The organism is Chryseobacterium hagamense (assembly GCF_007991455.1).
GTDB classification, from domain to species: Bacteria; Bacteroidota; Bacteroidia; order Flavobacteriales; family Weeksellaceae; genus Chryseobacterium; species Chryseobacterium hagamense.
The window spans coordinates 623,305-648,072 of the sequence record NZ_BJYJ01000001.1 but is presented as its reverse complement, the minus strand read 5'-3'; the positions used below and the strand labels follow the sequence as shown (position 1 = coordinate 648,072).

The window sequence follows — 24,768 nt, the reverse complement described above, 5'->3', positions numbered from 1 at the left end:
GGAAAGCCTTTGAGTTGAATAATCAAAGATTTCAACAGGTCTTAAATCATTTTATGCAGAAATTCGTTTTTCCGTCGTATGGAAACATCCAGAACGGAATTATCGGCCATTACCACCTGGCCGCCCTTTCCTTTGATATATTCCTTAAGATGCTCAAGATTGATCAGGTGTTTGTGATGAATTCTGAAGAAGTTGTAATGGGATAAGTTTTTTTCAAAATCATGCAGTGTTCTGGAAAACATTACCTTTGTTTTATCAAGCATATAAATAAAAGTATAATTGGAATCCGCTTCACAGCGGATAATCTCATTGATATTTACCCGCCTGAAGCCCTGCAGTGTCGGCAGATTGATTTTACTCTGAGGTACCGAAGTTTTGCTGTACCGGACGTCGGTATTGCTGCTGAGTACGATTTCAGAATCCACAGGACTGCCGGCAAATTCTTTTTTAAGCGTTGAATTGGGGTAGTCTTCAGATTCTGTCATGAAAATAATGGATGAATATTTCTGTTGTAATGCCGATAAGAGATCAAAGAAGGCAGCATTATTTACCGGAGCGTCAGCCGGATTTTTACTGAGATAAGCGGAAGCTGAATGAAAATTCTCCGTACAGAAATTGATCTCAAATTCCGGAAATTCTTTCTTCAGAATCATGGCAATGGATTTACTGCTCTTTTTATTCCCGATAATGAAGGCGTGCGATGTATTTTTCATGGTTTAATTGTCGTTTTGGAATTAGTTTTCAGGTGTTTTTTAATTCAATACATACTGTTAATTTTAAGTTTAAATCATTGAATTTTTAATAATTATCCATTTCTATTCAGATACTTTTAAAGATAATCAAAATTTGTTTTTCACTTCGCATTGAGTAATGTAAAGATAAAATATCATAGATAATAATCCAACATTTTTTAATAAATATTCATAAAAAATGAACTGAAATATTCGGATATTTTTCGGCAATTTCGTACTTTTGTATGTTTTCTGAAATTATATATGTCACAAGAAATAAATCCAATCTATTCCGAAGATAATATCAGAACCCTCGACTGGCAGGAGCACATCCGTCTGCGTCCCGGAATGTATATCGGGAAACTGGGAGACGGCTCATCCGCCGACGACGGGATCTATATTTTGCTGAAAGAAATCCTGGATAACTCCATCGATGAATTCAGGATGAAATCCGGTAAAAGAATTGAAATAAAATTAGACGACGGTAAAGTTACGATCCGTGATTTTGGCCGTGGAATTCCTTTGGGGAAAGTAGTGGATGCCGTGTCCAAAATGAATACCGGAGGAAAATATGACAGCAAGGCTTTTAAAAAGTCTGTAGGATTGAACGGGGTGGGTACCAAAGCGGTAAATGCCCTTTCCGATTATTTCCGCGTACGCTCTTTCCGCGACGGAAGAATGAAAGCCGCTGAATTCTCAAGGGGTATCATTAAAGAAGATTTTGAAGAAAAAGATTCTTCAGACCGTAACGGGACTGAGATTTCCTTTATCCCGGATGCCGACATTTTTCTGCATTTCAAGTACAGAAAAGAGTATATCGAAAGAATGCTCCGAAATTATGCTTACCTGAATCCCGGATTGAAAATCCTTTTCAACGGTGAAACGTTTTATTCAGAAAACGGGCTTAAGGATCTGCTGGATGAAGAACTGGAAAGTGAAACCCTTTATCCGATCGTCCACCTGAAAGACAATGATATCGAGGTGGCCATTACCCATACCGACAAGTCACAGACGGAAACCTATTTTTCATTCGTTAACGGACAGAATACCACCCAGGGCGGAACCCACCTGAACGCTTTCCGTGAAGCCTATGTGAAAACCATCCGCGAATTTTTTAATAAGAATTTCGATGCTTCGGACGTCAGAAAGTCTATTGTAGCTGCCGTTTCCATCAATGTGGAAGAGCCTGTTTTCGAATCCCAGACCAAAACCAAACTGGGATCCAACGACATCGGTCCCAATGGTCCGACGGTGCGTACCTTCATTATTGACTTTCTCAAAAGCAAACTCGATAATTTCCTGCATAAGAATCCGGAAGTCGCCGAAGCGATCCAGCGGAAAATCCTGATCTCCGAGAGAGAGCGGAAGGAACTTTCCGGAATCCAGAAGCTGGCCCGGGAGAGGGCAAAAAAAGTATCGCTTCACAATAAAAAGCTCCGCGATTGCCGGCAGCATTACAATGATCAGAAAAACGAAAGAAAAGGGGAAACCCAGATCTTCATTACCGAAGGAGATTCTGCATCCGGATCGATTACCAAATCCCGTGATGTAGAGACCCAGGCCGTTTTTTCGCTGAAAGGTAAACCGCTGAACTGTTATGGGCTTACAAAAAAAGTAGTCTATGAAAACGAAGAGTTCAACCTTCTGCAGGCAGCCCTGAATATTGAAGAAAGCCTGGAAGACCTGCGTTACAACCAGGTGATTATTGCGACCGATGCCGATGTAGACGGCATGCACATCCGCCTGCTGATGATTACTTTCTTTCTGCAGTTTTTCCCGGATCTGATAAAGAACGGTCACCTTTACATCCTTCAGACACCGCTGTTCAGGGTAAGAAACAAGAAGGAAACAAGGTACTGCTACTCCGAACAGGAGCGGATCAAAGCGCTGAACGAATTGGGCAAGAATCCGGAGATTACCCGATTTAAAGGGCTTGGGGAAATTTCCCCGGATGAATTCAAGCACTTCATCGGAAAAGACATCCGCCTGGAGCCCGTTGTAGCCGGAAAGGATCAGACGATCGAGCAGCTCCTCGAATTCTATATGGGAAAAAATACACCCGACCGGCAGACTTTTATTCTTCAGAATCTTGTTGTTGAAGATCCTGACATCGATAAAAAAGAGATCCTGACGGAGGCTGCTGCTGAAAACTAGCGCAGTACAAAAACCACAAACCACAAACCACAAAAGCAAATTAATATAATGAGATTAAGCAACCGTAAGAAGACTTCGGTATACAGCTTTATAAACAGCCTTCTGGCCATGTTCCTGATCGGAGGGGTCGGAGCCTTTATTTTAGAAGAGTATAAATTCGATGTTTTAGGAAAGGAAAGCCTGCTGTTGATTATTGTTCCGGTATTTATTATCATCCTGTTTTATATCAGCGGAAGGCAGGTTTTTGAATATGACAGCGACGGAGAAGCGCTTCACTTCAGAAACAGAAACATTATCCCTTTCCTGCAAAAGCCGTTAAGCGATGAATTTCCGAAATATAAGCTGCTGAAATTTGAGATCATCAATCTTTTCATCATAAAAAGACTTTACATCACCATCTCGAGTAAAAACAGCGGCTCTACGATTCTGAAATATGAAATTTCTTATCTTACAAGAAAAGAAGTGGATGATTTAAGATTCTCCTTACATAAAGTGGTGAAAACCAATAACGAGAAAAAGAGTTAATAAAGTAAATGATAACAGAAGAATACCCGAATGAGGGTGACAGCTTAAAAAAGGTTTCCGGACTTTATCGGGACTGGTTCCTTGATTATGCTTCTTATGTAATTTTAGACCGGGCCATCCCGTCAGTTTATGACGGATTCAAGCCCGTTCAGCGAAGAATTATGCATTCCATGCGGGAGCTGGAAGACGGGCGTTACAATAAAGTGGCCAACATCGTCGGAAATACCATGAAGTATCACCCGCACGGTGACGCTTCCATTACCGATGCGATGGTGGGAATCGGGCAGAGGGAACTTCTGATCGATACGCAGGGAAACTGGGGGAATATCTATACCGGAGACTCTGCAGCCGCAGCCCGATATATCGAAGCCCGGCTGACACCTTTTGCGTTGGAAGTGGTCTTCAACCCGAAAACAACGGAATGGGCAAAATCCTATGACGGCAGAAACAATGAGCCGATCGACCTTCCCGTAAAATTCCCGCTGCTGCTTGCGCAGGGTGTTGAAGGAATCGGTGTCGGACTTTCCACAAAAATTCTTCCGCACAATTTCAATGAACTGATCGGTGCATCCGTAGCTTATCTTAAAGGGAAAAAGTTTGAGGTATTTCCAGACTTTCTAACGGCCGGCTATCTGGATGTTTCCGAATACAATGACGGGCACCGGGGCGGAAAAGTAAGAGCCAGGGCCAAGATTTCCCCATTGGATAAACATACGCTGATCATTACGGAACTTCCCTATTCCAAAACCACCAGCGACCTGATCGACTCAATCCTGAAAGCCAATGAAAAAGGCAAGATCAAAATCAAAAAGATTGAAGATAATACTTCGGATAAAGTTGAGATCCTGATTCATCTCCACAACGATGTTTCTCCGGATAAAACAATTGATGCACTCTACGCCTTTACCGACTGCCAGGTTACGATTTCGCCGAACGCCTGTGTGATTGTCGGCGATAAACCGATGTTCATGAATGTGTCCGAAATTCTGAAAATGAATACGGACCATACGGTTTCCCTCCTTAAAAAGGAACTGGAGATCGAACTTCACGAGTTGCAGGAAAGCTGGCATTTTTCTTCTCTGGAAAGAATTTTTATTGAGAACAGGATTTACCACGATATTGAAGAAGTAAAAACCTGGGAAGATGTGCTGAAAACGATTGCCAAAGGCTTAAAGCCGCATACCGGACATCTTTTGAGAGCCGTTACGGAAGAGGATATTTTAAGGCTTACGGAAATCAGAATCAAAAGGATTTCCAGATTCGACCTGAACAAATTCAAAGAAAATATTGCAGCGTTGGAAGGTAAAATCGAGCAGGTGAAGCATCATCTGGCTAATCTGGTACAGTATGCCATCGATTATTACCTGAACATCCAGAAAAAATACGGCAAAGACCGGCAGCGGAAGACCGAACTCCGGATTTTCGATACCATCGATGCTACCAAAGTAGCTGTGGCCAATGAAAAATTCTATGCTAATTTTGAAGAAGGCTTTATCGGAACTTCCCTGAAAAAAGACCAATACCTGTTTGACTGTTCGGATATTGATGACATCATCACGTTCCGGAAAGACGGCAGTATGAAAGTGGTAAAAGTGGAAGCCAAAACGTTCATCGGGAAAGATATCGTGCATGTCGCCATCTGGAAGAAAAATGATAAGCGAACGGTATACAATATGATCTACCGGGAAGGTAGGGAAGGCCCTTACTATATGAAGCGTTTTTCGGTAACTGGCGTAACCCGGAATACCGATTATCCGCTGGCTTCCGATAAAAAGGGTTCGGAAATGCTTTATTTTTCAGCCAACCCGAACGGAGAGGCGGAAACGGTTACCGTCCTTTTAAAACCCAACCCGAGAATCCGCAAAAATAAAATGGACCTCGATTTCTCCGAGCTTGCTATTAAAGGCCGTGATTCCAAAGGGAACCTGGTTACCAAATATTCGGTGAAGAAAGTGGACCTTAAGGAAGAAGGCGTGTCTACACTGGCACCGAGGAAGATCTGGTTTGACGATACGGTGCGGAGGCTGAATGCAGACGGCAGGGGAAGCCTGCTTGGGAATTTTAAAGGCGACGATAAAATCCTGACGATCAATACCAATGGTGAAGCAAAGCTGATTTCCTTTGATCTGGGCAACCGGTTCGATGACCAATACCTGGTTCTTGAAAAATGGCGGCCGAATCAGCCGGTAACCTGCATCTATTACGACGGCGAAAAGGATATTTACTTTATCAAAAGGTTCCTGTTCGAAAATACACCGAATGTTCAGACCTTTATGCCTTCGGAACATCCGAAATCCTTTATTGAGAACATTATTGTAGCCAACGGGGCAACGGCTGAGATTATCTTTGCCAAAGACAAAGGAAAAGAGCGTGAGCCCGAAACGGTAATCATCGATGAATTTATTACGGTAAAAGGCATCAAAGCCATCGGCAACCAGTTCACCAAATTTAAGGTAAAGACCATCAACATTACCGTTCCTGAACCTTCAGAAGAAGAGCCTGAAGTCTATGAAGAACCGGAACCTGCTGCTTCATCTGATGAGGACGGAGCCATCGGGAATCTATTCCACGGTGAGGACAGTGAAGAATAAGAACAGCATTTTAGTTACAACCATAAAAGGCCAACTGTTGATTCAGCTGGTCTTTATTTTGGAATTATCCATCAGCCATTAACGGCATTTCGGACAGAGCCCGCTGATCACCAGGTTGTAGCTGCTGATGCTGAAATTTTCAGGAAGGCTGATCAGTGGAACCGCATTTTCAATACAAATTACCTTATGACATTTCTCACAGTTGAAATGAATATGGTCGTGGGTATGCTCTCCGGTATGGCAGGCATGGCTGCATTTTGCAAAATTAACGACGCCGTCTACATTTGTTATTCTATGGATGCTGCCTTCATTTTCAAGCCTTTCCAGAACACGGTAGGTCGTTACCCGGTTGCACAGATCACCGACCTGTTTCTGGATATCGGCATGCGACAGCGCCACATCAGAATGGTTAATGATATTTAAAATCTCCGTTTTAGCCTGGGTATTCCTGATCTGCTTCATATAAATAGATAAAATATAGTAGGGTTAACTGCCATTTACCTATACAAATTTACATATAATTTCAAAATACGGATTATTCCTTAATCTGAGCCATTCCGTAATCTGGTTTAAGCTTCGGGGAGGAAGGATTAACATACCCATGTTTACTCCATAAGTGTAGACTTTAAGATTTATAAAAAATAAGTATCTATTCATTTAACGTTTGAAATTTTGTATTTTTATACTTTCTGAAATAGTAAACACATCAAAGGGTAGAGTAGCATACAACTTGCTTAAAAATCCTCAAAATTATAACATTTAAAATGAATATTCTGATTTTAATTATAGCCATTACGGCGATTATAAGCTTTATTGCACCCAACGGAAGCAGTAATTTCGAAAAATATAAGTTTAGCGTAGGAGCAATTCTGAACCGGAAAGAGTATGTACGATTAATTTCTTCAGGCTTCCTGCATGCCGATATCATGCATCTTGTGTTTAATATGCTTACGTTGTATTTCTTTGGTCCTGTTGTTATCCAGGGATTCGGAAGTATTGGATTTTTAATTATTTATTTCGGATCGATCCTTTTGGGCAATATGTTTTCATTATTCGTATATCAAAGGCAGCCGTGGTATTCTGCCATAGGCGCAAGTGGCGGCGTATCGGGGATTTTATTTGCATCTATAGCATTAATTCCTCATCTTGAAATCTATATGTTTTTTATTCCGATAGGAATTCCCGGTTATATTTTTGGTCTTGCATATTTCAGTTACTCCGTATACATGATGCTGAACCCAAATCAACAGGATAATATCGGTCATGCAGCTCATTTAGGGGGTGCTTTCTTCGGATTATTGTATGCCGTTATCAATCAGCCGCAATCTGCAATGGCCAATGCTTTATATATCGGAATTATGGCATTACCGCTAATTTACCTGGCTTATGAAATTTTTGTAAATAAGAAAATCCGATAAAAAGTCTTATTTGATATACCAAAAAGCAATGAACTCAAAGTTCATTGCTTTTTTACTTCCGCCCGAAAACAAACCGGTCATTCTCCGAAAGGTCTTTGATCAGTTCCGCTTCGGAAAAATGCGGGAGATACAGATCCAGCGTTTCCGGACCCAGCTTCTGATTGATTTCCAAAAACAATAATCCGTTACTGAGTAGGTGTTTCTTCGCATCTTCTGCAATCTTCCGGTAAAAAATCAGGGCATCCGGGGTCGGGGAAAAAAGGGCCATCATCGGCTCGAAACCTTTTACCGACTGCTCGATTTCATACTCCTCATCAATTCCGATATATGGCGGATTGGAAATGATAATATCATATACTTCCTCAGGTTGGAAATTCAGATAATCGGAATGGATGAAATTGATCTCCAATTTATGAAAATGCGCATTTCTTTTTGCCGTTTCCAATGCTTTTTCAGAGAAATCGACTGAGGAAATATGGGCCTGCGGAAAATGTTTTTTCAGCACCAGCGGAATAATGCCGCTGCCGGTTCCGATATCAAGAATCCTTAAATCTTCAGTACAGGTCAGTTCGTACTTCCTGATTTTTTTTATGGCGAATTCAAGGAGCTCTTCCGTTTCGGGACGAGGGATCAGCACATGTTCATTGACGAAAAATGTCATTCCGTAAAATTCGGTTTCCCCAAGGACATGCTGGTAAGGCCGGCCGGTTTTCAAGGTTGAGACAGCCCTTACAAGCTGTTCTTCATCATCGATCAGCAATTCCTGATCAGCAAACCGCCGTTGATAAAAAGAGTTGAACCCGACAACCTTTTCGATGAAAATACTGCTGAGGAAACGGGTTTCGGAATCAGTATATAATCCGGAAAGCTCTTTTTTGAAATGGGTTTTAAATTCTGAAATGGTCATTTTTTATCTCGTGAAAACCAGTTTTGTATCGGTTGATTTCTCTTCATCAATCAAATAGCCTTCATAACTGAAAGCTCTCACATCATCCAGCGTCTGTGCATTGGTCTGTGCACAGAATCTTGCCATCATCCCTCTTGCATGTTTGGTATACACAACTATAGTTTTCAACTTACCGTCTTTTAATTCATAAAAGTCAAAATCAATCACAGGATGATCAAGCTTTTCACGGTCTACGGCTTTGAAATATTCATTGCTGGCAAGATTCAGGAGAATTTCGTTCTTTTTCATTTCCGAATTCAGCTGTTCCGTGATCTTATTTCTCCAGAATTCGTAAAGGTTTTTATATTCGTCGAACCCGAAAGGCCTTCCCATTTCCAGCCGGTAAAGCATCACTTTGTCGGAAGGTTTCAAAAGCCCGTACAGCCCGGAAAGAATTCTCTGGTTTTTCTGAAGGTAATCCACTGCCTCTTTATCCAGTGTTTTGGCATCCAGTCCGCGGTAGACCTCGCCTGTAAAAGCGAATAATGCCGGAGCAGATTCTTTTGCCGTCGGTTTTGCTTTCCACTGCTGGTTCCTCTCCCAGTTTTCATCCGCAAGCTTGGCTGAAATTTCCATCAGCTCGGAAAGGTATTTCGGAGATTTGGGTTTTAAAAAAGAATGGATGAATGCTGCCTGTTCAATAAATTTAGGAGTCGTGGTTTTCAACAGGTCGGTTGAATTTTCCACGTTCATGAGCTTGGCAGGAGAAGTAACTATTTTCATAAAGTTAAAATACAGATAAATGTTTGATATCCATAAAATTCATCATCATCAGCGATACGAAATCATACAGAAAATGACAAATCATCAGGATTTTAATATTAGAATAAATTTTATAGAATACGGCAAAAACAATTCCGATAAAGCAGGGTACTACAACCTGTCCGACGGTTCCGTACGCACTGTGCAGAATTCCGAAAAGCAGGGCAGAGACGATAATTCCGGCATATCTGTTATCGTATATTTTCTCAATTCTCGGCTGTAGATATCCGCGCATCAGCAGTTCTTCTACCGCGCCCGCTGTCAGGCAGGTAAAAATAATCAACGCATAGTTGTTTCTGAAAACGTGGGAAAGCTGAAGTAGCTTACCGCTCGTATTTTCCTGTGTGGCAAATTTAATTAAAAGATTTAAGAAAGCACCTCCGACAGCACAGATCAGGTAAAGGCTGAAAATTTTCTTAAGATAAAAGCCTGAAGAGTAGGCCTTATCTTTCCAGAGCAGGAACGGCTGTTTCTCGATCATAAAGCTGTACAGGAACACAGTGAACAAGACAATCCACAGGACTGCTCTCGAATACGTGAATATTGCCGTAGCGCTGCCTGTTCCTCCTGAGATCAGATGAATCAGCGGAAATACATACAGCATGACAGCACCCAGCAATAGGGAAGTCAGAAGAATTCCCAAAGCATATTTTCCGTTCATACTCATCAGAAACCCGAACTGCCGTTAAATTTCACCTTTTCCCTGGCGGATAATCTCCGGTTCTCCCGAAGTAAGATCAACGATGGTAGAAGCCACATTGTCTCCATAGCCGCAATCAATAACAAGGTCTACCAGATGATCGTACTTTTCTGCGATCAGTTCAGGATCGGTGGAGTATTCGATGATCTCATCGTCATCTTTAATGGAAGTGGATGCGATCGGATGCCCGAGCTTCTCAACGATCAGCTGAGGAATCGGATGGTCGGGAACCCGGATCCCGATGGTTTTATGATTTTTATAAGCAAGCGGGAGGCTTTTGTTGGCATCCAGGATGAATGTAAACGGTCCCGGCAGATGGCTTTTCAAAAACCGGAATGTTGAGGTATCAATTGGTCTCGTAAAATCAGAAAGGTGGCTTAAATCGTTACAGATAATCGAAAACTGCGCCTTTTCCAGCTTGATTTTTTTGATCTGGGCAAGCTTTTCCATCGCTTTAATATCAAAAATATTGCAGCCCAACGCATAAACGGTATCAGACGGGTAGATAATCAGTCCACCGTTATTTAACGTTTTAATCACTTCATTGATAAGGTTTTCCTGAGGGTTGTTCGGATAAATTTTTAATATTTTTGCCATACTTCAAAGATACGAATATTAAAATAATTTTCATGAATAGGCTTTATTTACAGGAAAAATTAGGACTTTTAAAAAATTATCGTATATTTGCAGTCCAATATCGCGGGATGGAGCAGTAGGTAGCTCGTCGGGCTCATAACCCGAAGGTCATCGGTTCGAGTCCGGTTCCCGCTACTAAGTAGCAAACGTTGTCGGTAACGTTTTAAAAAATATACCGCGGGATGGAGCAGTAGGTAGCTCGTCGGGCTCATAACCCGAAGGTCATCGGTTCGAGTCCGGTTCCCGCTACTAAGATAACGCTTTCGGTAGGCGTTTTAAAAATACACCGCGGGATGGAGCAGTAGGTAGCTCGTCGGGCTCATAACCCGAAGGTCATCGGTTCGAGTCCGGTTCCCGCTACTAAATACAGGCCGGTATAGTATAAGCTATACCGGTTTTTTCTGTCATTATGCTAAATTTGCTGATGAAAGATAAAAGCGGATCAGTTACAAAAGTTGGGGGGGTTAGTGAAAAAGTTGTATTGTTTTGAAAGATAAAAGCGGCTTTCATCTTACTCTACTAAACGATATCGTGATTTCCAGAATTTTATCATTTCGGAATTATGATAATATTCACAATGATCAATTGCTGAATGCAATGTGTCATACTGAACTCGTCGAAGTACCTTTGCGAACGAAAAATCTACACTTTTAATGTAATATATTCTTAGCGTCGATAGCATTTAAATTTTTCTTCCTCAACTTTTGTTACTGATCAGAATTTTGGAAGTTTGGTAACGTTCACAACTGTGATTTACTGCATGAAATGTTTCATGCTGAGCCCGTTGTGGTACCATCGCGACTAAAAAACCTGTGGTTGGAATAAATCCACTCTTTACACCGATAGCATTAAAAATTCTGTATTTTTTTATCTGAGTGACTTCCCTCTACCTTTTATCTGTGATCCTAAAAATACCACCATCGTCAAAAGGAATAGGAACAAAACAAACAAAATTGAATTTTCAGTAAAAGCATTTAAATACCGGGATATAAAATTCTCCTGGCCGGAAAATCTTTCTTTTGTCCAGGCCAAAGCTGAAAAACCGGCCAGAACCGCTAACCCATTTTTAAGCACACCGTAAATTTTATACCGGCTGATGATCAGTAGCCAGGGAATAAGCAGGATGATGATCAAAAACTGCATGGCTTCAATGCCGATGTTGAACCCTAATAAGCTGATCAGCAAACGGTATGCAGAGAGATGGAGTTCCGAAAGGACTGTGGAAAAAGCCAGCCCGTGAATAAGTCCGAATACAAGCGCAATTATATTTTCCCTATTGGGAAATACAGGTTTTATAACATGCACCGCGGTGACCAGAATTGATAGTGCAATAATAATTTCAATTGTTTTCACGGGAAAGTTTATAATTTCCAGACTGGCAAGGATAAGCGTCAGCGAATGTCCGATGGTGAAAGAAATTGTGATTTTCAATATTTTCAGCAGTGAACTTTTAAGATCACTACTAAGGATCCATTTCCCGTTGAAATAGGTAAGCGGAGCACAGAGTAATAGCACCAGAAGAAACATAAGGTGGTCCGTGCCTTCGGAAATATGTTGGGTCCCAAGCTTCACCATACTGATAAACCCTCTCCAGTTACTTCCTTTCCGGAGGTCAACATTCAGGGGCGTCGCTTTTTGGGTATCCAGGTTGTAGCCAACAGTCCCTATTTCCGTGCCCTGATTATCGATAATTCCGTTTTCCCAATCCTGACGTATGGAAACCAAAGCACGATGGGAATTGACCTGATGAATAACGGCATCATAATATAACGTAAATTGTCTTGTATTATGATCTGCCGGGACGGCGGTATATTCAGCGATCAGCTCAAAAAACTCACCGGTTCCGTTCTGGGTAGTATTTTTTACCAGAATACGGTCCAGATGCATAGCCCATGGGAGCTGCCGTTTTCCGGTAATACCGATATGCTGACTGAGATAATTTGTCAGCGCTTTATTGCCGGACGTAAGTTGAGACGTATCAGATACATCGAACGGAACGGCAAATTCCATTTCCTTAAGCGGAATCTGAACCTGAAGCTTGATGTTTTCCGGATAAACATCCAGCAGAAGCACCGAATTCGGCATGGGATGGGCTTTTAAGAAAATGCCTGTCACAAAAAGGAAAAAGAAGGAAAGAAGTACCGTATTATTTTTCATATATAAGAAAAGCTTCGCCGGAAATATTCTGACAAAGCAAATTAAATGGTGTAAAACAGCGTTATTTTTTAATAAACTTTGCGGTGAAATTCTGGTTGGCATCAGAAACGGTAATCACATAATTACCGGTTTGTAATGTTCCTACCGGAATATTTGCCGTTGTTCCGGAAATATTTTTAACCGAAGTAATGGATCTTCCCGAAGCGTCAAATATTGAAATATCAGCATTCTTCAAGGTGTTAGCCACCTGGACATTCAGGGTTTCCGAAGCCGGATTAGGATAAATCTTTACCGACTTCACAGCATTACTGGTAATTTCAACGGTTCCCAGCGCAGTGTTGGAAAGGTCGTTGCCGTAATCCCGTATATGGTCCCGCCATACAGAATGATAGTGGATCTGGTTTGAAATGATTACCCCATTCTGGCAGACAAATTCTATCCATACACCGGGACCGTCAATTCTTACATAGTTGGTGTTGGCATTCAGAAAGGTGCTGGAAGAACCTGCTGTTCCGCTTCCTGTCCAGGCGATATAGGTAGAATTGATGTCGTTCGTATAAGCGTTCATCAGTTCAGTTGCCGATGCACTATCTGTATCGTTTACCCAGGCCTGGATGGCTGCAAGCACCAGGTTTTTCTGTGCTGTGGTAAATCCGCTGCAGATCAGTCCCTGTTTTACGGTAGGCATGGTATTCGTGTTCCCGTTGGATTCTCCCGGTGACATCAGGCAATCGCTGAAAGTAGTGGTCAGTTTTGCAGAAGCCAGCTGAGCAGAACTCAGGGAGGCCAGCATGGCAGTCATCGCATCATGCTTCGGCGTAAGCGGGCTGTAGGTGGTTCCGTTTTGAGTAAAGGTGGTAGGTTCTACACCCATCATTTGCGGTGTCGTTCCAACCACTTTGCCATTGTTGAAAGCTACTGTAATAGCGAGGTGGTGCCCACCGAACTGAAGCATCCATTTGCCGGTTGTACTTGGCTCGTTGAGAAATGAAATAAAATAAATACCGGAGCTGTATCCTGAATTTCCGCTTCCGTAGGAACCCAGATAATCATCTGCTTTTAAAATCTGCATGGCAAGGTCATACCCCTGGTTGGAGGATGCTCCAAGTGCTTCTGCCAGCACGGCTTTTGCTGCAGTCAGTTGAACAGCGGACAATGAGGAAAACTGAATCCCTTTACGGCATCCTGATCCGCAGGGGAGATTAGACCACTTTTTAGCCAGCGCGGTGGTATAGGTCTGCTGAAGAGTAGAAATCTGTGAAGTTGATAAAGTTGCTTTAAAAGCCTGTGCGGAACTGACAACACTTGAAACAGTAAATGCTGCGTGTCTTGCAGATGCTTTAGGAAGGTTTTGTGGCGATTTAAATGCATAGTCTGGAACAAGGAGATTGAGATCATACTTATTATAAGCAATGAAACTCATCAATGATAAAGATGCTGCCGCCAAACCGCCGGTTATAAAATTAATTTTTTTCATAATCTGATAATTTATTGGTTTTGTATTACAAATGTAATTATCTCCTCTTTATCAGTTAAAAATAAATGGTAAACAAGTGTTTTGTAGGGGCAAAATGTGTTTTTTAGGAATAATCCAGTAAATTTTCAATGTCTTTTCTGAATTTTTCCCCTACAGGAAGTTCGGAATTGCTGATCAGAACAGATTTGTTTCCGATAGAAATAATTTGTGGGACCGAGATAATATAAGACCGGTGAATCCTGATGAATTCATTGCTGGGCAGCTTGGAAAGAATTTCTTTCATAGGCAGTTGCGTAGCGACTTTTGTTCCTGAAACCAGAAAGATAATCACATAATTATCCATCGCCTGGATAAATGTGATATCGTCCAGGCTGATTCTATGGAGTTTGTAGTTGGAACGTACCAGAATATGCCGTTGCTCGTTGTTTTTGGTAATATATTCCGTTCTCTGCAAAGCTTTTTTTACCGACTCCTGAAAACGGTCCAGCGAAAACGGTTTGATAAGGTAATCAACTGCATTGAGATTGAAACCTTCCACCGCATATTCACTGAAAGCGGTGGTAAAGATAACCGGCAGGTTGCGATCTATGTTTTTATAAAATGCAATACCATCCTTTTTCGGCATCTGAATGTCGAGAAATAAAAGGTCTACAGGATGTTGTCGGATATACTTCAGGGCATGCTGCTGACTTGAAAAAGTCTTTTCAAGTTTAAGTCCTTCCGTTCTGTCACTGAAATTTGATATGATGGTCAGCGCTAAAGGTTCATCATCAATGGCTATGGCTTTTAACATTTAGATCAAGGGTAAGTTCAACAAAATAAGAAGTATGATTTTCAGCAATGGTCAGCGTATGCTCATCGGGATAGAGAAGCCTGAGCCTCTTCCGGGTATTATGGATTCCGATTCCATTTTTTTCTTCGCCGTCGGGTTCTGCTGCTTTGGTATTATATACATTTAATCTGAGCATAGTGCCGGCTATTGTGATAGCGATCTGTATCTCGGATGCTATATCCGGATGGACTCCGTATTTGAAAGCATTTTCAACAAATGCAATCAGGATCAGGGGTGCGATCTGAAGTTGGCAGCTGAGATCTTTATCTGTCCGGAATGTACGGCGGGTATTGGAAGTAAGCCTCAATTCCTGTAAAGCCACATAATCCTTTATTTAGCTGAGCTCATCATTCACCGGTACGAAATCTTTTGAGCTGTCATTCGTAAGGTACCGCATAAGACTGGATATACGCAGTACGGCATCCGGAGCTTCAGCAGACTTTGAAATGGTAAGTGCATAAATACTGTTCAGAACATTAAAAAGGAAGTGGGGGTTAATCTGTGCTTTAAGATAAGCGACTTCAGATTTTAATTTTTCGGTTTCGGTTTCTTTCAGCCTCATACTTACCCTTAAAAGCAGGGAAATAAAAACAATCAGGAAAAACTGGAAGAAAATATTTTCAGGCAGCCGTATGGGTTTTTTATTGGCTTCACGAGGAGGACCGATATCAGAAGGATGAAATAGAGGTCCCCCTACAGGTTTTACTTCCTGAAAGAAGCCGTTCCAATGGGCAAAAATCATCGTGGGCAAATTGTCGAGGATCAGGAACATCATTATTAATGCAATGACGAATAAAATATATCTTTTCCTGAAATAGAGCTGAGGAATGAAATAAAAATAATTCAGATAAAAGAAAAACAGGATCCCGACGTATGAGCTGAACATTCTCAGAAACATTGGAATTGTGAAAAGATTCTGGCCTGTACCGAAATCAGGAGAGGAGATGACGGGGATACAGAGAAAAATAACGCTCCCTGTCGCAAAACAAAATATTTTCCATTTATTATTCACAATTACGGAAACTGATATTAAATCAAATACAATAATGTATAATTTGAGATCGAAATTAATAATTATTTGTTGACAGTCCTAATAAAAGTTCCGGATTATAAATTCCTGACTGGATTTTTAATACTTATTGAATTTTCAAAAGGAGTTTATACCGGGAAGGTATGGCTCAATTTATGCAATTCACTAGAAACACCATTAAATCTAAAGAATATGTATAAAAAAATCATCGCAGGTCTGGGCGGAGCGATTGCCCTCAGCCTTCTGCACGAAGCAGTCCGGAGAAATTTTGATAATGTGCCTGAAATTAATAAAGTCGGTGAAGAAGCTTTAAATAAGGCCCTGGATAAAGCCGATATGAAAATTACCAATCAGGATCAGCTGTACGCCGCCACTCTGGCGGGAGATGTTATCGGCAACGGGATGTATTATGCCACCACAGCCACCAGCGGTTTCAATATCGCTTCCGGACTGGCCATGGGACTCGGTGCTCTGGCTCTCCCTGAAAAACTGGGACTGGATGAAAAGCCTGTAGCAGAAAACACCCGGAAAAAAGTGATGACGGTTGCCTACTATCTGTTTGGAGCGGTTATCACGAAGTTTATTTATGACAAAATAAAATAAAACTGGTTAACAGAGCTTTATAAAAATCAAAATTGCCACAGATTGATGTGGCAATTTTTTTACATTTTTTTCAGTGCTGATCCTTTATGCACGGCCGACTTTCCTGATTTCTCACTCATCACCTCGTATTGAGGTTCTTCCTCAGAAGCGCGGCGCTGCTTATCCATAAAAGTAAAATCCTTTGTGTGTACTTTGGTGATTTTCCCGTGGGTCTGCCCGTTGCTGGAATCCCATCTTACCATGTCTCCTTTTTTCAATGTGCTCATTCTGTTGATTTTGTTTGGAGTGGTAGAATCATTTATTGTGCCATGAAGAAAATCCTTTTTATTGAATTTAATTTTTCGCATGTAGATTTTGCAGATCTTGGGTGTATCGATGACCGCTATATCTGACAGGTTCAAAAACCCGTCACATTTTAATATTTGCCCAGTTTTCCGATTTGAAACAACTTCGGATTCTGTTTTGCTCTTGCAGATTTGCAGATGACGCAGATCTCTTTTGTTCCGGTTGTATAAGATCAAGGCAAATAAAAAATCCTGCTATTTAAAGCAGGATCGTATCATTTAATTAAAAAAATACCTTACTGGGCTGCCAGCTGGTTAAAAGGTGTCAGCGCGTTATCATCTTTCATGGTCTGGCCGATGAATTCCTTTTTCTGATCTCCTTTCATCCGGTTTGCCGCATCGTTCCCGTTAAAGAAAGATTCGCTCAGTTTGGTGGTGACTTCAGCAGGGTTGAAGTTTAATTTTGTATCACCGTCTACACCCAGGTATCCGTTCTTTCGGGTAAGGTTGGTGATGTAATTGTTATAATTAATCAGCGTTCCTCTGAACATATCATTGTGATACTGCATACATTTTTTAGCCTTTTTCGAAGAATTGTTCAGGATACAGTTGTTCATATTGCCCCGGTACAGCCTCCATTCAAGTTCCACTTTTCCATATTCTTTAGCCAGAGCAGCGGTACCATTGGAGAGAATCGCAGGATCGTTTTCTTTTTCGCTCACTTCCTTTAAATGCTTGATCACCAACGGAACTGTACCCTCAATTTTAGATTTAGCTTCACCTACGGCACTGAAATCGGCTGCCGGAGAACCTTTTTTCTGGGCGGTGGTGAGGTTAAAAATAAGTAATAACAGTACAATTAATAAATTATATCTTTTCATGAGAAATTTTTAAAGCACTAAAATAAATATAATTTCCCGGTTTAAACAAATAGATTTTAATTTTATTTAATAAATTTTAACAAGTTTTAAGGATATTATTTATAAATATGGTATTTTATAATGATTAGACAGGTAATAATTTATAGAGTTTCAAAATCCAATAAATCCATATAAAATTTATAGTGTTGGTTATCAAATATTTAAATAGAAAAATATTTTATCACTAAAAAAATAGTTGTTAGAATGAATTTTATTTCTACATTTGTATAACTAATTCTTTAGTGATATGGAACAGGTGAGATTTGAATCACCTTAATTAAGCAGAATATGAAAAACCAGACGTTAACGAAGGCCGAAGAGCAGGTGATGCAGTATTTATGGAAACTTGAAAAAGGATTTTTAAAAGACGTCCTTGATCTTTTCCCGGAGCCGAAACCCCATACCAATACGGTTTCCACCATTTTGAAAGTATTGAAAGAGAAAGAATTTGTCGATTACAATGTATACGGGAGACAACACGAATATTTTCCGCTGGTCAGCAAAGAACAATACTCCGGCAAGACCATGAAAAGCCTGGTGAAAAATTATTTCAAAGGTTCTTATAAAAGCGCCGTTTCTTTTCTGGTAGAGAAAAATGAGATGACGGTGGAAGACCTTGAAATGCTCTTAAACGAACTTAAAAAGAAAAACTGACCCTATGGAACCTGTACTTCTCTACTTCGGCAAAGTTATTTTATGTTCAGGTGTAACGTTTCTGTATTATCGGTTGTCTTTAAAAGACAGGACGTTTCATCACTACAACAGATTTTATCTTTTGTCTGCGATGCTCCTCTCACTTCTGCTTCCACTGATAAAGGTTGAAGACTTTACCATTGAAGTAAGCAGTGATGTATACAAGTTGATAGATCAGATACAACATTTCAATACCATCAAAAACTCAGATGATGACGACCTTTATCTTAGAATTATTTTTTCGGCTCTGGGACTTGTTTCTTTCTGTTTTTTAGGAAGATTCGCCTACGGGATCTTCAGGATCCGTCAGCTGAAGAGCAGTTTTCCGAAAGAAACATTCGACGGCATCAATTTTTACCGGACCGATCTTTCGGAAGCCCCGTTTTCTTATTTTAGGAATCTTTTCTGGAAGAATTCCATCATGCTGAATTCCGATATCGGAACACAGATCCTGAAGCACGAAATGGTGCACATCGAACAAAAACATTCTTTCGATAAAATTTTTATCGAGATCATTACTTCGATATTCTGGTTCAATCCGTTCTTTCATCTCATCAAAAAAGAAATCAGTTTAATCCATGAATACCTGGCCGATAAAAAGGCCGTTAAGCAATCGGACACCCAGGCATTTGCGCAGATGCTGCTGGCGAGCCACTTTTTCGGAAACCCGTTGCCTGCCACCAGTCCGTTTCTCAGTTCAAACCTTAAAAAACGACTAAAAATGTTACAGAAACCCAAAACCAAATTCGGATATGCGCGAAGAATCCTGGCATTGCCGGTGGTATTCACCGTAGCGTTTGCCTATCTGGTAAATGCCAAAAACCAGGAGATCAGAGCCACGAATATCGAAATTAAAAAAGCAATTGCCCGGATCGGCAAAGATGATATAGTCATGACTGAAAAAGATACGGCTGCCATCGGAAAAGATACCATTGTTCCGGATCTGAAAAGAACTACGCCTGCTGCGAAAATTTACAGAAAAGCGGATGATGACAGCAAAATTTCAGATTTAAGTCAGAAACTCCAGAAGAAAACCGAGATTCTGATGAAGCTCAAGCCTGAGAGCGACGAGTACTACAAAAAACTTGAAGAAATCAGAGACCTTTCAGGTGAGATTGCAAAAATAAGTGTTTCAAAAGATTTTCTGAAGTCGGGAATGATCATTAAAATGGACGGAAAGGATATCAATTTTAATGATGGTGATTTTAAAATAAATAATAAACCCGAAAGGACGGTAGATTGGGAAATCATTCAGGAAAGCGATCGTAAACCGGTTGAAATGTCGGATTTTGATTTTAATTATTCTTTTGATTCAAAAACAGCTGATGCTCCTCACGTAAAAGTCTATACCTTCAAAGATACAAAAGATATCAAATGGTCTCCGGAGATGGAAAAAGCCATAAAAGGATCGGCATCCGGCAAAAAAGAATCACCATCAATGGCCAGAAAAAGGGCAAAGCTTGAAAAAGAAAGGGCCAGACTGGAAGAAAAACGGGCGAAACTTGAAGGTGAGAGGGCAAAACTTGAAGCAGAAAGAAGAGTACTGGACGGTGACCGGAAAGTTGTTGTATTCAGCAATGCTTTAAAAAAATTCCCTGTCGAAAAGAATTTTAAAGTCGATGCCAATAATATCAGGATCAACCTGAAAGATCAGTCGATGATGGCTTCAGGAATTAAAAATATGGATGGAGATATGGGAAATATCAAAATTTATATTGACGGAAAAGAATCAACAAACGGACAGATGCAGGCTCTTGATCCGAAAAATATCCGGTCTGTCAACATCAACAAAAAATCAGCTGACGGATCAAAGGCTTCCGGGGAGATCAGGATTGAAACAAAATAACACAATACCTCAGGCCCTGGTTTGAGGACTGAATATTAAAATTAAAATACAATTATGAAGAATTACATTTTTGCTCTTATTCTTCTGGGCACGTTCGCAAATGCACAGATCAACCGTTTTTTCTATGACTATTCCTACATTCCGGATTCCAACAACAAACAGAACGTAAAAAAGGAACTCATGTATCTTGATATCAGTGCCAAAGGTTCTGAGTACTTCAGCCGTGATGCATTTGTTTCGGATTCTGTACAATTGGCCAAGGTTGCCGAAATGCTGAAAGGAACTGCAATGCAGGCATCAGCCGGAGGCCGTACAAAAGCTTTTATGATGGGAGGTACGGAAAATAAAAACAGAGTCGTTAAAGAATATCCGGGCTTTACCACCTATTTACTCACCAGCATAGGCGGCGACAATTACAAAGTGAAAGAAGACAGAAAAATAGAATGGAAAATATTACCGGATAAGCAAAAAATCGGAGATTATAACACTCAGAAGGCAACAACAAGCTTTGGCGGAAGAGAGTGGACCGCATGGTTTACGACCGAACTTCCTTTTCAGGACGGACCGTACAAATTCTGCGGGCTTCCGGGACTTATCGTAAAGATCGAGGATGCTACCGGATCCCACAGGATGATCCTTGCCGGGAACAAAAAGGTGGCGGCACCACAAAACAGACCGCAGGCTAATGACACACCCTCTGCCCAGGTTTTAAAATTAATGGACCCGGGTGAAAAGCGTATTGAACTTACCAATGCCCAGTTCAGAAAAGCATGGAAAGACTATGCGAACGATCCGGCTAAGAACATGAAGCAGATGCTGGCCAATTCGGGGGCAGGCGGAAATACAAAAATCATCATGAATGGAAGTAATGCCAGCCAGGCAGAGGTTCTGAGGATGATCGAGAAAAGTCAAAAAGAAGAGATGGCAAAAGATAACAATCAGATTGAGCTGGATTTATACCGCTAAACTTTTTAAAACAGGATAAAGGCATCTTTATCCTGTTTTTTTATTATCTTTAATAGGTAAATTGTTAATGTTTAATAATGACTGAAAAAGAAAAATGCAAACAGGGGCTTCTGTACAATGCGAATTATGACAGGGAACTCATCAATGAAAGATTAATAGCCAAGGACCTCTGCCAGGAATACAACCACCTGAAAAATTCGGATTCCAAAGGCAGAACTTCGTTACTCAGGAAAATTTTAGGAAAAACCGGTGAAAATATATGTATTGAACCCACTTTCTGGTGCGATTACGGATACAATATCGAAGTGGGTGAAAATTTTTATTCTAATCATAACCTGGTAATTTTAGACTGTGCAAAAGTAACCTTCGGAACGAATGTGTTTATCGGCCCGAACTGCAGCTTTTATACGGCCAGTCATCCGCTCGATGTGGAGCAACGGAATGAAGGCTTGGAATCTGCACATCCGATAACAGTAGGAGACAATGTATGGTTTGGCGGCAATGTCGTTGTGCTTCCTGGGATTATCATCGGGAATAATTCGGTAATCGGGGCGGGAAGTGTCGTCACGAAGGATATTCCGGACAATGTTGTAGCTGTCGGAAATCCGTGCAGGATCATCAAAACGATTACGGGAAACCATCCGTAATAAAAAAAGCGCGGAAAGAAAATTTCCGCGCTTTTTTGTTATATAATAAAATCAGCGATTAAGCCAATTTCTGGGAATCTGAAACAAACTGAGCCAGTCCGCTGTCTGTTAACGGGTGTTTCAGAAGGCTCAGGATCGGAGGAAGCGGTGATGTAATGACATCAGCCCCGATCTTCGCACAGTCGATGATGTGCATTCCATGACGGATGGAAGCCGCTAAAATTTCCGTTTCGTACATGTAGTTATCAAAGATCAGACGGATCTCGCGGATCAGGTTTAACCCGTCGGTTGAAATATCATCCAGTCTTCCTAAGAAAGGAGAAACATAGGTAGCCCCTGCTTTTGCTGCAAGAAGCGCCTGTCCCGGAGAGAAAATTAAGGTACAGTTGGTTCTGATGCCTTTATCTGAAAAATATTTTAACGCCTTGATTCCGTCTTTGATCATCGGGATCTTTACCACGATGTTCGGATGGATGGCTGCGAGCTCGTCTCCTTCTTTGATCATTTCTTCATACGTCGTCGAAAGAACTTCCGCAGAAATATCGCCGTCTACGATCTCACAGATCGCTTTATAATGGTTCCTGATCGCCTCTGCTCCCTGGATGCCTTCTTTTGCCATCAGGGAAGGGTTTGTGGTAACACCGTCAAGGATTCCAAGGTCTTTTGCTTCTTTTATCTGCTCTAAATTAGCCGTGTCAATAAAAAATTTCATTTGTTTTGAGATTTATTATGACAAAGATAGGCATTCCGTTTTTGAGGAGGAAATTAATTTTGGTTAAGGTTAAAAAGTGAATGGTGAATGGTTAATGGTGAATGGTGAATCCGCTTTCCTTATTAATTTTGGAGATTGAAGGTTTAACATGGTAAGCAGTGAGATTTAACGCAGCGTCCGCAAAGTTTTTTTAGGAGAAAACCGCTTTATTTCCGTTCGCAGGGCCATTCCACTCAGCAAATGATAGCAGTGTGTGAATGGTGAATCCGCTTTCCTTATTAATTTTGGAGATTGAAGGCTTAACATGGTAGGCAGTGAGATTTAACGCAGCGTCCGCAAAGTTTTTTTAGGAGAAAACCGCCTTATTTCCGTTCGCAGGGCCGTTCCACCCAGCAAATGGTAGCAGTATGTAAATGGTGAATCCGCTTCGTTTATAAATTTAAATAAAATTTCGATTTTCAATCACAAAACCGCAAATCATATCTTAACCGAAATTCCACTCCCCTGGAGGGGTGGCGAAAATTCTGAAGGGATTTTTGACGGGGTGGTTTTGAGTAGCCGCATTTTAAATGGTGAATGATGAAAGGTCAATCGTTTCGCTTGTCAATTGTCAATGGTCACTTTAAATTCACCATTCACTTGCATCAGCAAATTGACCATTGACATCAATAAACGGCAAACAAAAAAGACCCGAAAAATCGGGTCTTTCAACACTATGAATTTAAAGCCTGGCTTAATTTAATCGCCTCTTGATTACTTGGATCGTACTGCAGCGATTTGGCAATATGCTCTTTTGCTTTATCCGGATTATTCTGTTGTTCGGAGAAAGCGACGTAAAAGTACGCATAGGCCAGATTCTTTTTATTCTGTTCCACCTCTTCCGGTTTTACGGTCGCGATGTATTTCTCATAAGCCAGTTTGGCATTGGCATCATCTTTTGCAGACTGGTATGCATAAGCCTGACTGTAGTAAGACGGTGCCCAATCCGGCAGCAATGCTGATATTTTCTTCCATGTAGCGACAGCGTTGATCCAGTCGGATGCATCCTGGTAGGCTCCTGCCAATTGAGCAAGGGATTCCGTATCTTTAGGATTGGCTTCGATTTTCTTCTTCAGCGCATCAATCGCCGGATTTCCTGTTGCCTGAGCGGCTGTGGTAGCCGTTACGGTACTATCTGTCTGAGTCGTTTGTGCATTGGCAAAACTTACGGCTCCTGTCAATATCAAACCTAATAAAAGGTTTCTGTTCATTTTTGTCATTTTCATAATTCCTACATTTTAAACGTGTTATAAAGGTAGAGAATTCCTTTTTTATGAAAAAATAAAATTCGGAAGCTTTAAGGTTTTTTAGAAAAGATTAACGGGAACCACTATTTTTTTACGATAATTTTAGATTCGCAGTGGTTTGGATTATCTTTGTAAGCGACAATCAATCTTAAAATCTATGAACATCATACTCGCATCCACTTCCACGCTTTTCGGCGGACAGTACTTAGAATATTTAAAAGAGGAAATCGTTAAATTATATGAAGGGATTGATGAAATCATCTTCATCCCTTTTGCAAGACCCGGAGGCATGTCTCACGATGAGTACACAGAAAAGGCAAAGTCTTTTTTTAATACCATTGATATTAAAGCAGCAGGGCTTCATGAATTTGAGAATAAAGCAGAAGCCGTTAATAATGCCAGGGGTTTTTTTACCGGTGGCGGAAATACGTTTCTCCTGGTAAAAACGTTACATGAAGAAGGATTGATGGATGTACTGAAAAAAAATATAGAAAGCGGAAAACCGTATCTGGGCTGCAGCGCCGGAAGCAACATCGGCGGACAGAATATGAAAACCACGAACGATATGCCGATTGTTTATCCTCCCGGCTTTGAGTGCATGGGGTTGGTTCCGTTTAACATCAACCCGCATTACCTCGACCCGAATCCCGATCTGAAGCACAACGGTGAAACCCGGGAGACCAGGATCAGAGAATTTTTAACACAGAATGATATCAAAGTGGTCGGCCTTCGCGAAGGAAACTGGATCCGTAGAAAAGGCGACCGGATTACGGTAGAAGGCACCGAACTGACGAGGATTTTTGAAAAAAATAAAGAGCCGTATGAGCTGGAGGCGGGCTCTGAGCTATAGAC

The 24,768-nt window shown here is 41.0% G+C and carries 25 protein-coding genes and 3 tRNA genes; 13 read left to right on the top strand and 15 right to left on the bottom strand.

Annotation, left to right across the window (positions count from 1 at the left end; translation table 11 throughout):
- Window positions 1-41: 41 nt before the first annotated feature.
- Entirely contained in the window at window positions 42-713 is a 672-nt protein-coding gene (locus CHA01nite_RS02870; RefSeq protein WP_146939703.1) for a LytR/AlgR family response regulator transcription factor, read from the bottom strand.
- 282 nt (window positions 714-995) lie between these two features.
- On the opposite strand from CHA01nite_RS02870, the gene CHA01nite_RS02865 reads away from it, so the two are divergent.
- Genes CHA01nite_RS02865 through CHA01nite_RS02855 form a run of 3 tightly spaced genes read left to right on the top strand, consistent with a single transcriptional unit; the run spans window position 996 to window position 6,001 of the window.
- The gene (locus tag CHA01nite_RS02865; RefSeq protein ID WP_146939702.1) at window positions 996-2,885 is read left to right on the top strand and encodes a DNA topoisomerase IV subunit B; all 1,890 of its coding nucleotides are present in this window, start codon (window positions 996-998) and stop codon (window positions 2,883-2,885) included.
- A gap of 48 nt (window positions 2,886-2,933) precedes the next feature.
- Window positions 2,934-3,410 carry a hypothetical protein gene (locus CHA01nite_RS02860; RefSeq protein WP_146939701.1) on the top strand — a complete coding sequence of 159 codons (477 nt, stop codon included), beginning with the start codon at window positions 2,934-2,936 and terminating at the stop codon, window positions 3,408-3,410.
- Between the two features lie 8 nt (window positions 3,411-3,418).
- Complete coding sequence (locus CHA01nite_RS02855; RefSeq protein ID WP_146939700.1) at window positions 3,419-6,001, top strand: DNA gyrase/topoisomerase IV subunit A; 2,583 nt, start codon at window positions 3,419-3,421, stop codon at window positions 5,999-6,001.
- Window positions 6,002-6,079: 78 nt separating this feature from the next.
- On the opposite strand, the gene CHA01nite_RS02850 is transcribed toward CHA01nite_RS02855, so the two are convergent.
- Window positions 6,080-6,463, bottom strand: a complete 384-nt coding sequence (locus CHA01nite_RS02850; RefSeq protein ID WP_146939699.1) for a Fur family transcriptional regulator — start codon at window positions 6,461-6,463, stop codon at window positions 6,080-6,082.
- A 302-nt stretch (window positions 6,464-6,765) separates the two neighbouring features.
- Here CHA01nite_RS02850 and CHA01nite_RS02845 point away from each other — a divergent pair, with 302 nt between their 5' ends.
- Entirely contained in the window at window positions 6,766-7,419 is a 654-nt protein-coding gene (locus CHA01nite_RS02845; protein WP_146939698.1) for a rhomboid family intramembrane serine protease, read from the top strand.
- A gap of 52 nt (window positions 7,420-7,471) precedes the next feature.
- Here the strand turns inward: CHA01nite_RS02845 and prmC are convergent, their stop codons facing one another.
- The 4 genes from prmC to CHA01nite_RS02825 are packed head-to-tail and all read right to left on the bottom strand — an operon-like array spanning window position 7,472 to window position 10,424.
- Window positions 7,472-8,326, bottom strand: coding sequence for a peptide chain release factor N(5)-glutamine methyltransferase (gene prmC / locus CHA01nite_RS02840; protein WP_146939697.1), 855 nt, complete (start codon window positions 8,324-8,326; stop codon window positions 7,472-7,474).
- Window positions 8,327-8,329: 3 nt separating this feature from the next.
- Window positions 8,330-9,088: a peroxide stress protein YaaA gene (yaaA, locus tag CHA01nite_RS02835; protein ID WP_146939696.1), complete on the bottom strand. Its 759-nt coding sequence runs from the start codon at window positions 9,086-9,088 to the stop codon at window positions 8,330-8,332.
- A gap of 4 nt (window positions 9,089-9,092) precedes the next feature.
- Entirely contained in the window at window positions 9,093-9,788 is a 696-nt protein-coding gene (locus tag CHA01nite_RS02830) for a CPBP family intramembrane glutamic endopeptidase (protein ID WP_170234672.1), read from the bottom strand.
- Between the two features lie 24 nt (window positions 9,789-9,812).
- Window positions 9,813-10,424, bottom strand: coding sequence for an L-threonylcarbamoyladenylate synthase (locus CHA01nite_RS02825; protein ID WP_146939694.1), 612 nt, complete (start codon window positions 10,422-10,424; stop codon window positions 9,813-9,815).
- 101 nt (window positions 10,425-10,525) lie between these two features.
- Between CHA01nite_RS02825 and CHA01nite_RS02820 the strand changes: the two genes are divergently transcribed.
- The 3 genes from CHA01nite_RS02820 (at window position 10,526) to CHA01nite_RS02810 (ending at window position 10,823) form a co-directional block, all read left to right on the top strand.
- A tRNA-Met gene (locus CHA01nite_RS02820) sits at window positions 10,526-10,598 on the top strand.
- 41 nt (window positions 10,599-10,639) lie between these two features.
- Window positions 10,640-10,712, top strand: a tRNA-Met gene (locus CHA01nite_RS02815).
- Window positions 10,713-10,750: 38 nt separating this feature from the next.
- Window positions 10,751-10,823, top strand: a tRNA-Met gene (locus CHA01nite_RS02810).
- Window positions 10,824-11,330: 507 nt separating this feature from the next.
- Here the strand turns inward: CHA01nite_RS02810 and CHA01nite_RS02805 are convergent.
- The 5 genes from CHA01nite_RS02805 to CHA01nite_RS02785 all read right to left on the bottom strand — a co-directional run bounded on the left by CHA01nite_RS02805 (window position 11,331) and on the right by CHA01nite_RS02785 (window position 15,815).
- Window positions 11,331-12,620 (bottom strand): HupE/UreJ family protein, encoded by a 1,290-nt coding sequence (locus tag CHA01nite_RS02805; RefSeq protein WP_170234671.1) that lies wholly within the window; start codon window positions 12,618-12,620, stop codon window positions 11,331-11,333.
- A gap of 61 nt (window positions 12,621-12,681) precedes the next feature.
- Window positions 12,682-14,097, bottom strand: a complete 1,416-nt coding sequence (locus CHA01nite_RS02800; protein WP_146939692.1) for a DUF3500 domain-containing protein — start codon at window positions 14,095-14,097, stop codon at window positions 12,682-12,684.
- Between the two features lie 103 nt (window positions 14,098-14,200).
- Complete coding sequence (locus tag CHA01nite_RS02795; protein WP_146939691.1) at window positions 14,201-14,890, bottom strand: LytR/AlgR family response regulator transcription factor; 690 nt, start codon at window positions 14,888-14,890, stop codon at window positions 14,201-14,203.
- Window positions 14,868-15,251, bottom strand: coding sequence for a LytS family sensor histidine kinase (locus CHA01nite_RS02790; protein ID WP_146939690.1), 384 nt, complete (start codon window positions 15,249-15,251; stop codon window positions 14,868-14,870). The genes CHA01nite_RS02795 and CHA01nite_RS02790 overlap by 23 nt, the downstream gene beginning before the upstream one ends.
- A 12-nt stretch (window positions 15,252-15,263) precedes the next feature.
- The gene (locus CHA01nite_RS02785) at window positions 15,264-15,815 is read right to left on the bottom strand and encodes a histidine kinase (protein ID WP_170234670.1); all 552 of its coding nucleotides are present in this window, start codon (window positions 15,813-15,815) and stop codon (window positions 15,264-15,266) included.
- Window positions 15,816-16,151: 336 nt separating this feature from the next.
- On the opposite strand from CHA01nite_RS02785, the gene CHA01nite_RS02780 reads away from it, so the two are divergent.
- Window positions 16,152-16,562, top strand: coding sequence for a hypothetical protein (locus tag CHA01nite_RS02780; protein WP_146939688.1), 411 nt, complete (start codon window positions 16,152-16,154; stop codon window positions 16,560-16,562).
- Window positions 16,563-16,621: 59 nt separating this feature from the next.
- Here CHA01nite_RS02780 and CHA01nite_RS02775 read toward each other — a convergent pair whose 3' ends face one another.
- Complete coding sequence (locus CHA01nite_RS02775; RefSeq protein ID WP_146939687.1) at window positions 16,622-16,828, bottom strand: hypervirulence associated TUDOR domain-containing protein; 207 nt, start codon at window positions 16,826-16,828, stop codon at window positions 16,622-16,624.
- A gap of 314 nt (window positions 16,829-17,142) precedes the next feature.
- On the bottom strand, window positions 17,143-17,727 hold the full coding sequence (locus CHA01nite_RS02770) for a hypothetical protein (RefSeq protein ID WP_146939686.1): 585 nt from the start codon (window positions 17,725-17,727) through the stop codon (window positions 17,143-17,145).
- 327 nt (window positions 17,728-18,054) lie between these two features.
- Between CHA01nite_RS02770 and CHA01nite_RS02765 the strand changes: the two genes are divergently transcribed.
- From CHA01nite_RS02765 to CHA01nite_RS02750, 4 genes are all read left to right on the top strand, one after another.
- Window positions 18,055-18,420: a BlaI/MecI/CopY family transcriptional regulator gene (locus tag CHA01nite_RS02765; RefSeq protein WP_146939685.1), complete on the top strand. Its 366-nt coding sequence runs from the start codon at window positions 18,055-18,057 to the stop codon at window positions 18,418-18,420.
- 4 nt (window positions 18,421-18,424) lie between these two features.
- Window positions 18,425-20,305 carry a M56 family metallopeptidase gene (locus CHA01nite_RS02760; protein ID WP_146939684.1) on the top strand — a complete coding sequence of 627 codons (1,881 nt, stop codon included), beginning with the start codon at window positions 18,425-18,427 and terminating at the stop codon, window positions 20,303-20,305.
- Between the two features lie 54 nt (window positions 20,306-20,359).
- Complete coding sequence (locus CHA01nite_RS02755) at window positions 20,360-21,271, top strand: GLPGLI family protein (RefSeq protein ID WP_146939683.1); 912 nt, start codon at window positions 20,360-20,362, stop codon at window positions 21,269-21,271.
- A 77-nt stretch (window positions 21,272-21,348) separates the two neighbouring features.
- Window positions 21,349-21,918 carry a sugar O-acetyltransferase gene (locus tag CHA01nite_RS02750; protein WP_146939682.1) on the top strand — a complete coding sequence of 190 codons (570 nt, stop codon included), beginning with the start codon at window positions 21,349-21,351 and terminating at the stop codon, window positions 21,916-21,918.
- A 58-nt stretch (window positions 21,919-21,976) separates the two neighbouring features.
- Here the strand turns inward: CHA01nite_RS02750 and fsa are convergent, their stop codons facing one another.
- A complete protein-coding gene (fsa, locus tag CHA01nite_RS02745) occupies window positions 21,977-22,630 on the bottom strand; it encodes a fructose-6-phosphate aldolase (RefSeq protein WP_146939681.1) in 654 nt (217 codons plus the stop codon).
- A 713-nt stretch (window positions 22,631-23,343) separates the two neighbouring features.
- Window positions 23,344-23,895 carry a hypothetical protein gene (locus tag CHA01nite_RS02740; RefSeq protein WP_146939680.1) on the bottom strand — a complete coding sequence of 184 codons (552 nt, stop codon included), beginning with the start codon at window positions 23,893-23,895 and terminating at the stop codon, window positions 23,344-23,346.
- A 178-nt stretch (window positions 23,896-24,073) separates the two neighbouring features.
- On the opposite strand from CHA01nite_RS02740, the gene pepE reads away from it, so the two are divergent.
- Window positions 24,074-24,766, top strand: a complete 693-nt coding sequence (pepE, locus tag CHA01nite_RS02735) for a dipeptidase PepE (RefSeq protein WP_146939679.1) — start codon at window positions 24,074-24,076, stop codon at window positions 24,764-24,766.
- The last annotated feature ends 2 nt before the right edge of the window (window positions 24,767-24,768 follow it).

Bases quoted from the DNA above. Each gene is read 5' to 3' on its own strand.
- CHA01nite_RS02870 (WP_146939703.1), bottom strand. From the start codon at position 713: ATGAAAAATACATCGCACGCCTTCATTATCGGGAATAAAAAGAGCAGT.
- CHA01nite_RS02865 (WP_146939702.1), top strand. From the start codon at position 996: ATGTCACAAGAAATAAATCCAATCTATTCCGAAGATAATATCAGAACC.
- CHA01nite_RS02860 (WP_146939701.1), top strand. From the start codon at position 2,934: ATGAGATTAAGCAACCGTAAGAAGACTTCGGTATACAGCTTTATAAAC.
- CHA01nite_RS02855 (WP_146939700.1), top strand. From the start codon at position 3,419: ATGATAACAGAAGAATACCCGAATGAGGGTGACAGCTTAAAAAAGGTT.
- CHA01nite_RS02850 (WP_146939699.1), bottom strand. From the start codon at position 6,463: ATGAAGCAGATCAGGAATACCCAGGCTAAAACGGAGATTTTAAATATC.
- CHA01nite_RS02845 (WP_146939698.1), top strand. From the start codon at position 6,766: ATGAATATTCTGATTTTAATTATAGCCATTACGGCGATTATAAGCTTT.
- prmC (WP_146939697.1), bottom strand. From the start codon at position 8,326: ATGACCATTTCAGAATTTAAAACCCATTTCAAAAAAGAGCTTTCCGGA.
- yaaA (WP_146939696.1), bottom strand. From the start codon at position 9,088: ATGAAAATAGTTACTTCTCCTGCCAAGCTCATGAACGTGGAAAATTCA.
- CHA01nite_RS02830 (WP_170234672.1), bottom strand. From the start codon at position 9,788: ATGAACGGAAAATATGCTTTGGGAATTCTTCTGACTTCCCTATTGCTG.
- CHA01nite_RS02825 (WP_146939694.1), bottom strand. From the start codon at position 10,424: ATGGCAAAAATATTAAAAATTTATCCGAACAACCCTCAGGAAAACCTT.
- CHA01nite_RS02805 (WP_170234671.1), bottom strand. From the start codon at position 12,620: ATGAAAAATAATACGGTACTTCTTTCCTTCTTTTTCCTTTTTGTGACA.
- CHA01nite_RS02800 (WP_146939692.1), bottom strand. From the start codon at position 14,097: ATGAAAAAAATTAATTTTATAACCGGCGGTTTGGCGGCAGCATCTTTA.
- CHA01nite_RS02795 (WP_146939691.1), bottom strand. From the start codon at position 14,890: ATGTTAAAAGCCATAGCCATTGATGATGAACCTTTAGCGCTGACCATC.
- CHA01nite_RS02785 (WP_170234670.1), bottom strand. From the start codon at position 15,815: ATGTTCAGCTCATACGTCGGGATCCTGTTTTTCTTTTATCTGAATTAT.
- CHA01nite_RS02780 (WP_146939688.1), top strand. From the start codon at position 16,152: ATGTATAAAAAAATCATCGCAGGTCTGGGCGGAGCGATTGCCCTCAGC.
- CHA01nite_RS02775 (WP_146939687.1), bottom strand. From the start codon at position 16,828: ATGAGCACATTGAAAAAAGGAGACATGGTAAGATGGGATTCCAGCAAC.
- CHA01nite_RS02770 (WP_146939686.1), bottom strand. From the start codon at position 17,727: ATGAAAAGATATAATTTATTAATTGTACTGTTATTACTTATTTTTAAC.
- CHA01nite_RS02765 (WP_146939685.1), top strand. From the start codon at position 18,055: ATGAAAAACCAGACGTTAACGAAGGCCGAAGAGCAGGTGATGCAGTAT.
- CHA01nite_RS02760 (WP_146939684.1), top strand. From the start codon at position 18,425: ATGGAACCTGTACTTCTCTACTTCGGCAAAGTTATTTTATGTTCAGGT.
- CHA01nite_RS02755 (WP_146939683.1), top strand. From the start codon at position 20,360: ATGAAGAATTACATTTTTGCTCTTATTCTTCTGGGCACGTTCGCAAAT.
- CHA01nite_RS02750 (WP_146939682.1), top strand. From the start codon at position 21,349: ATGACTGAAAAAGAAAAATGCAAACAGGGGCTTCTGTACAATGCGAAT.
- fsa (WP_146939681.1), bottom strand. From the start codon at position 22,630: ATGAAATTTTTTATTGACACGGCTAATTTAGAGCAGATAAAAGAAGCA.
- CHA01nite_RS02740 (WP_146939680.1), bottom strand. From the start codon at position 23,895: ATGAAAATGACAAAAATGAACAGAAACCTTTTATTAGGTTTGATATTG.
- pepE (WP_146939679.1), top strand. From the start codon at position 24,074: ATGAACATCATACTCGCATCCACTTCCACGCTTTTCGGCGGACAGTAC.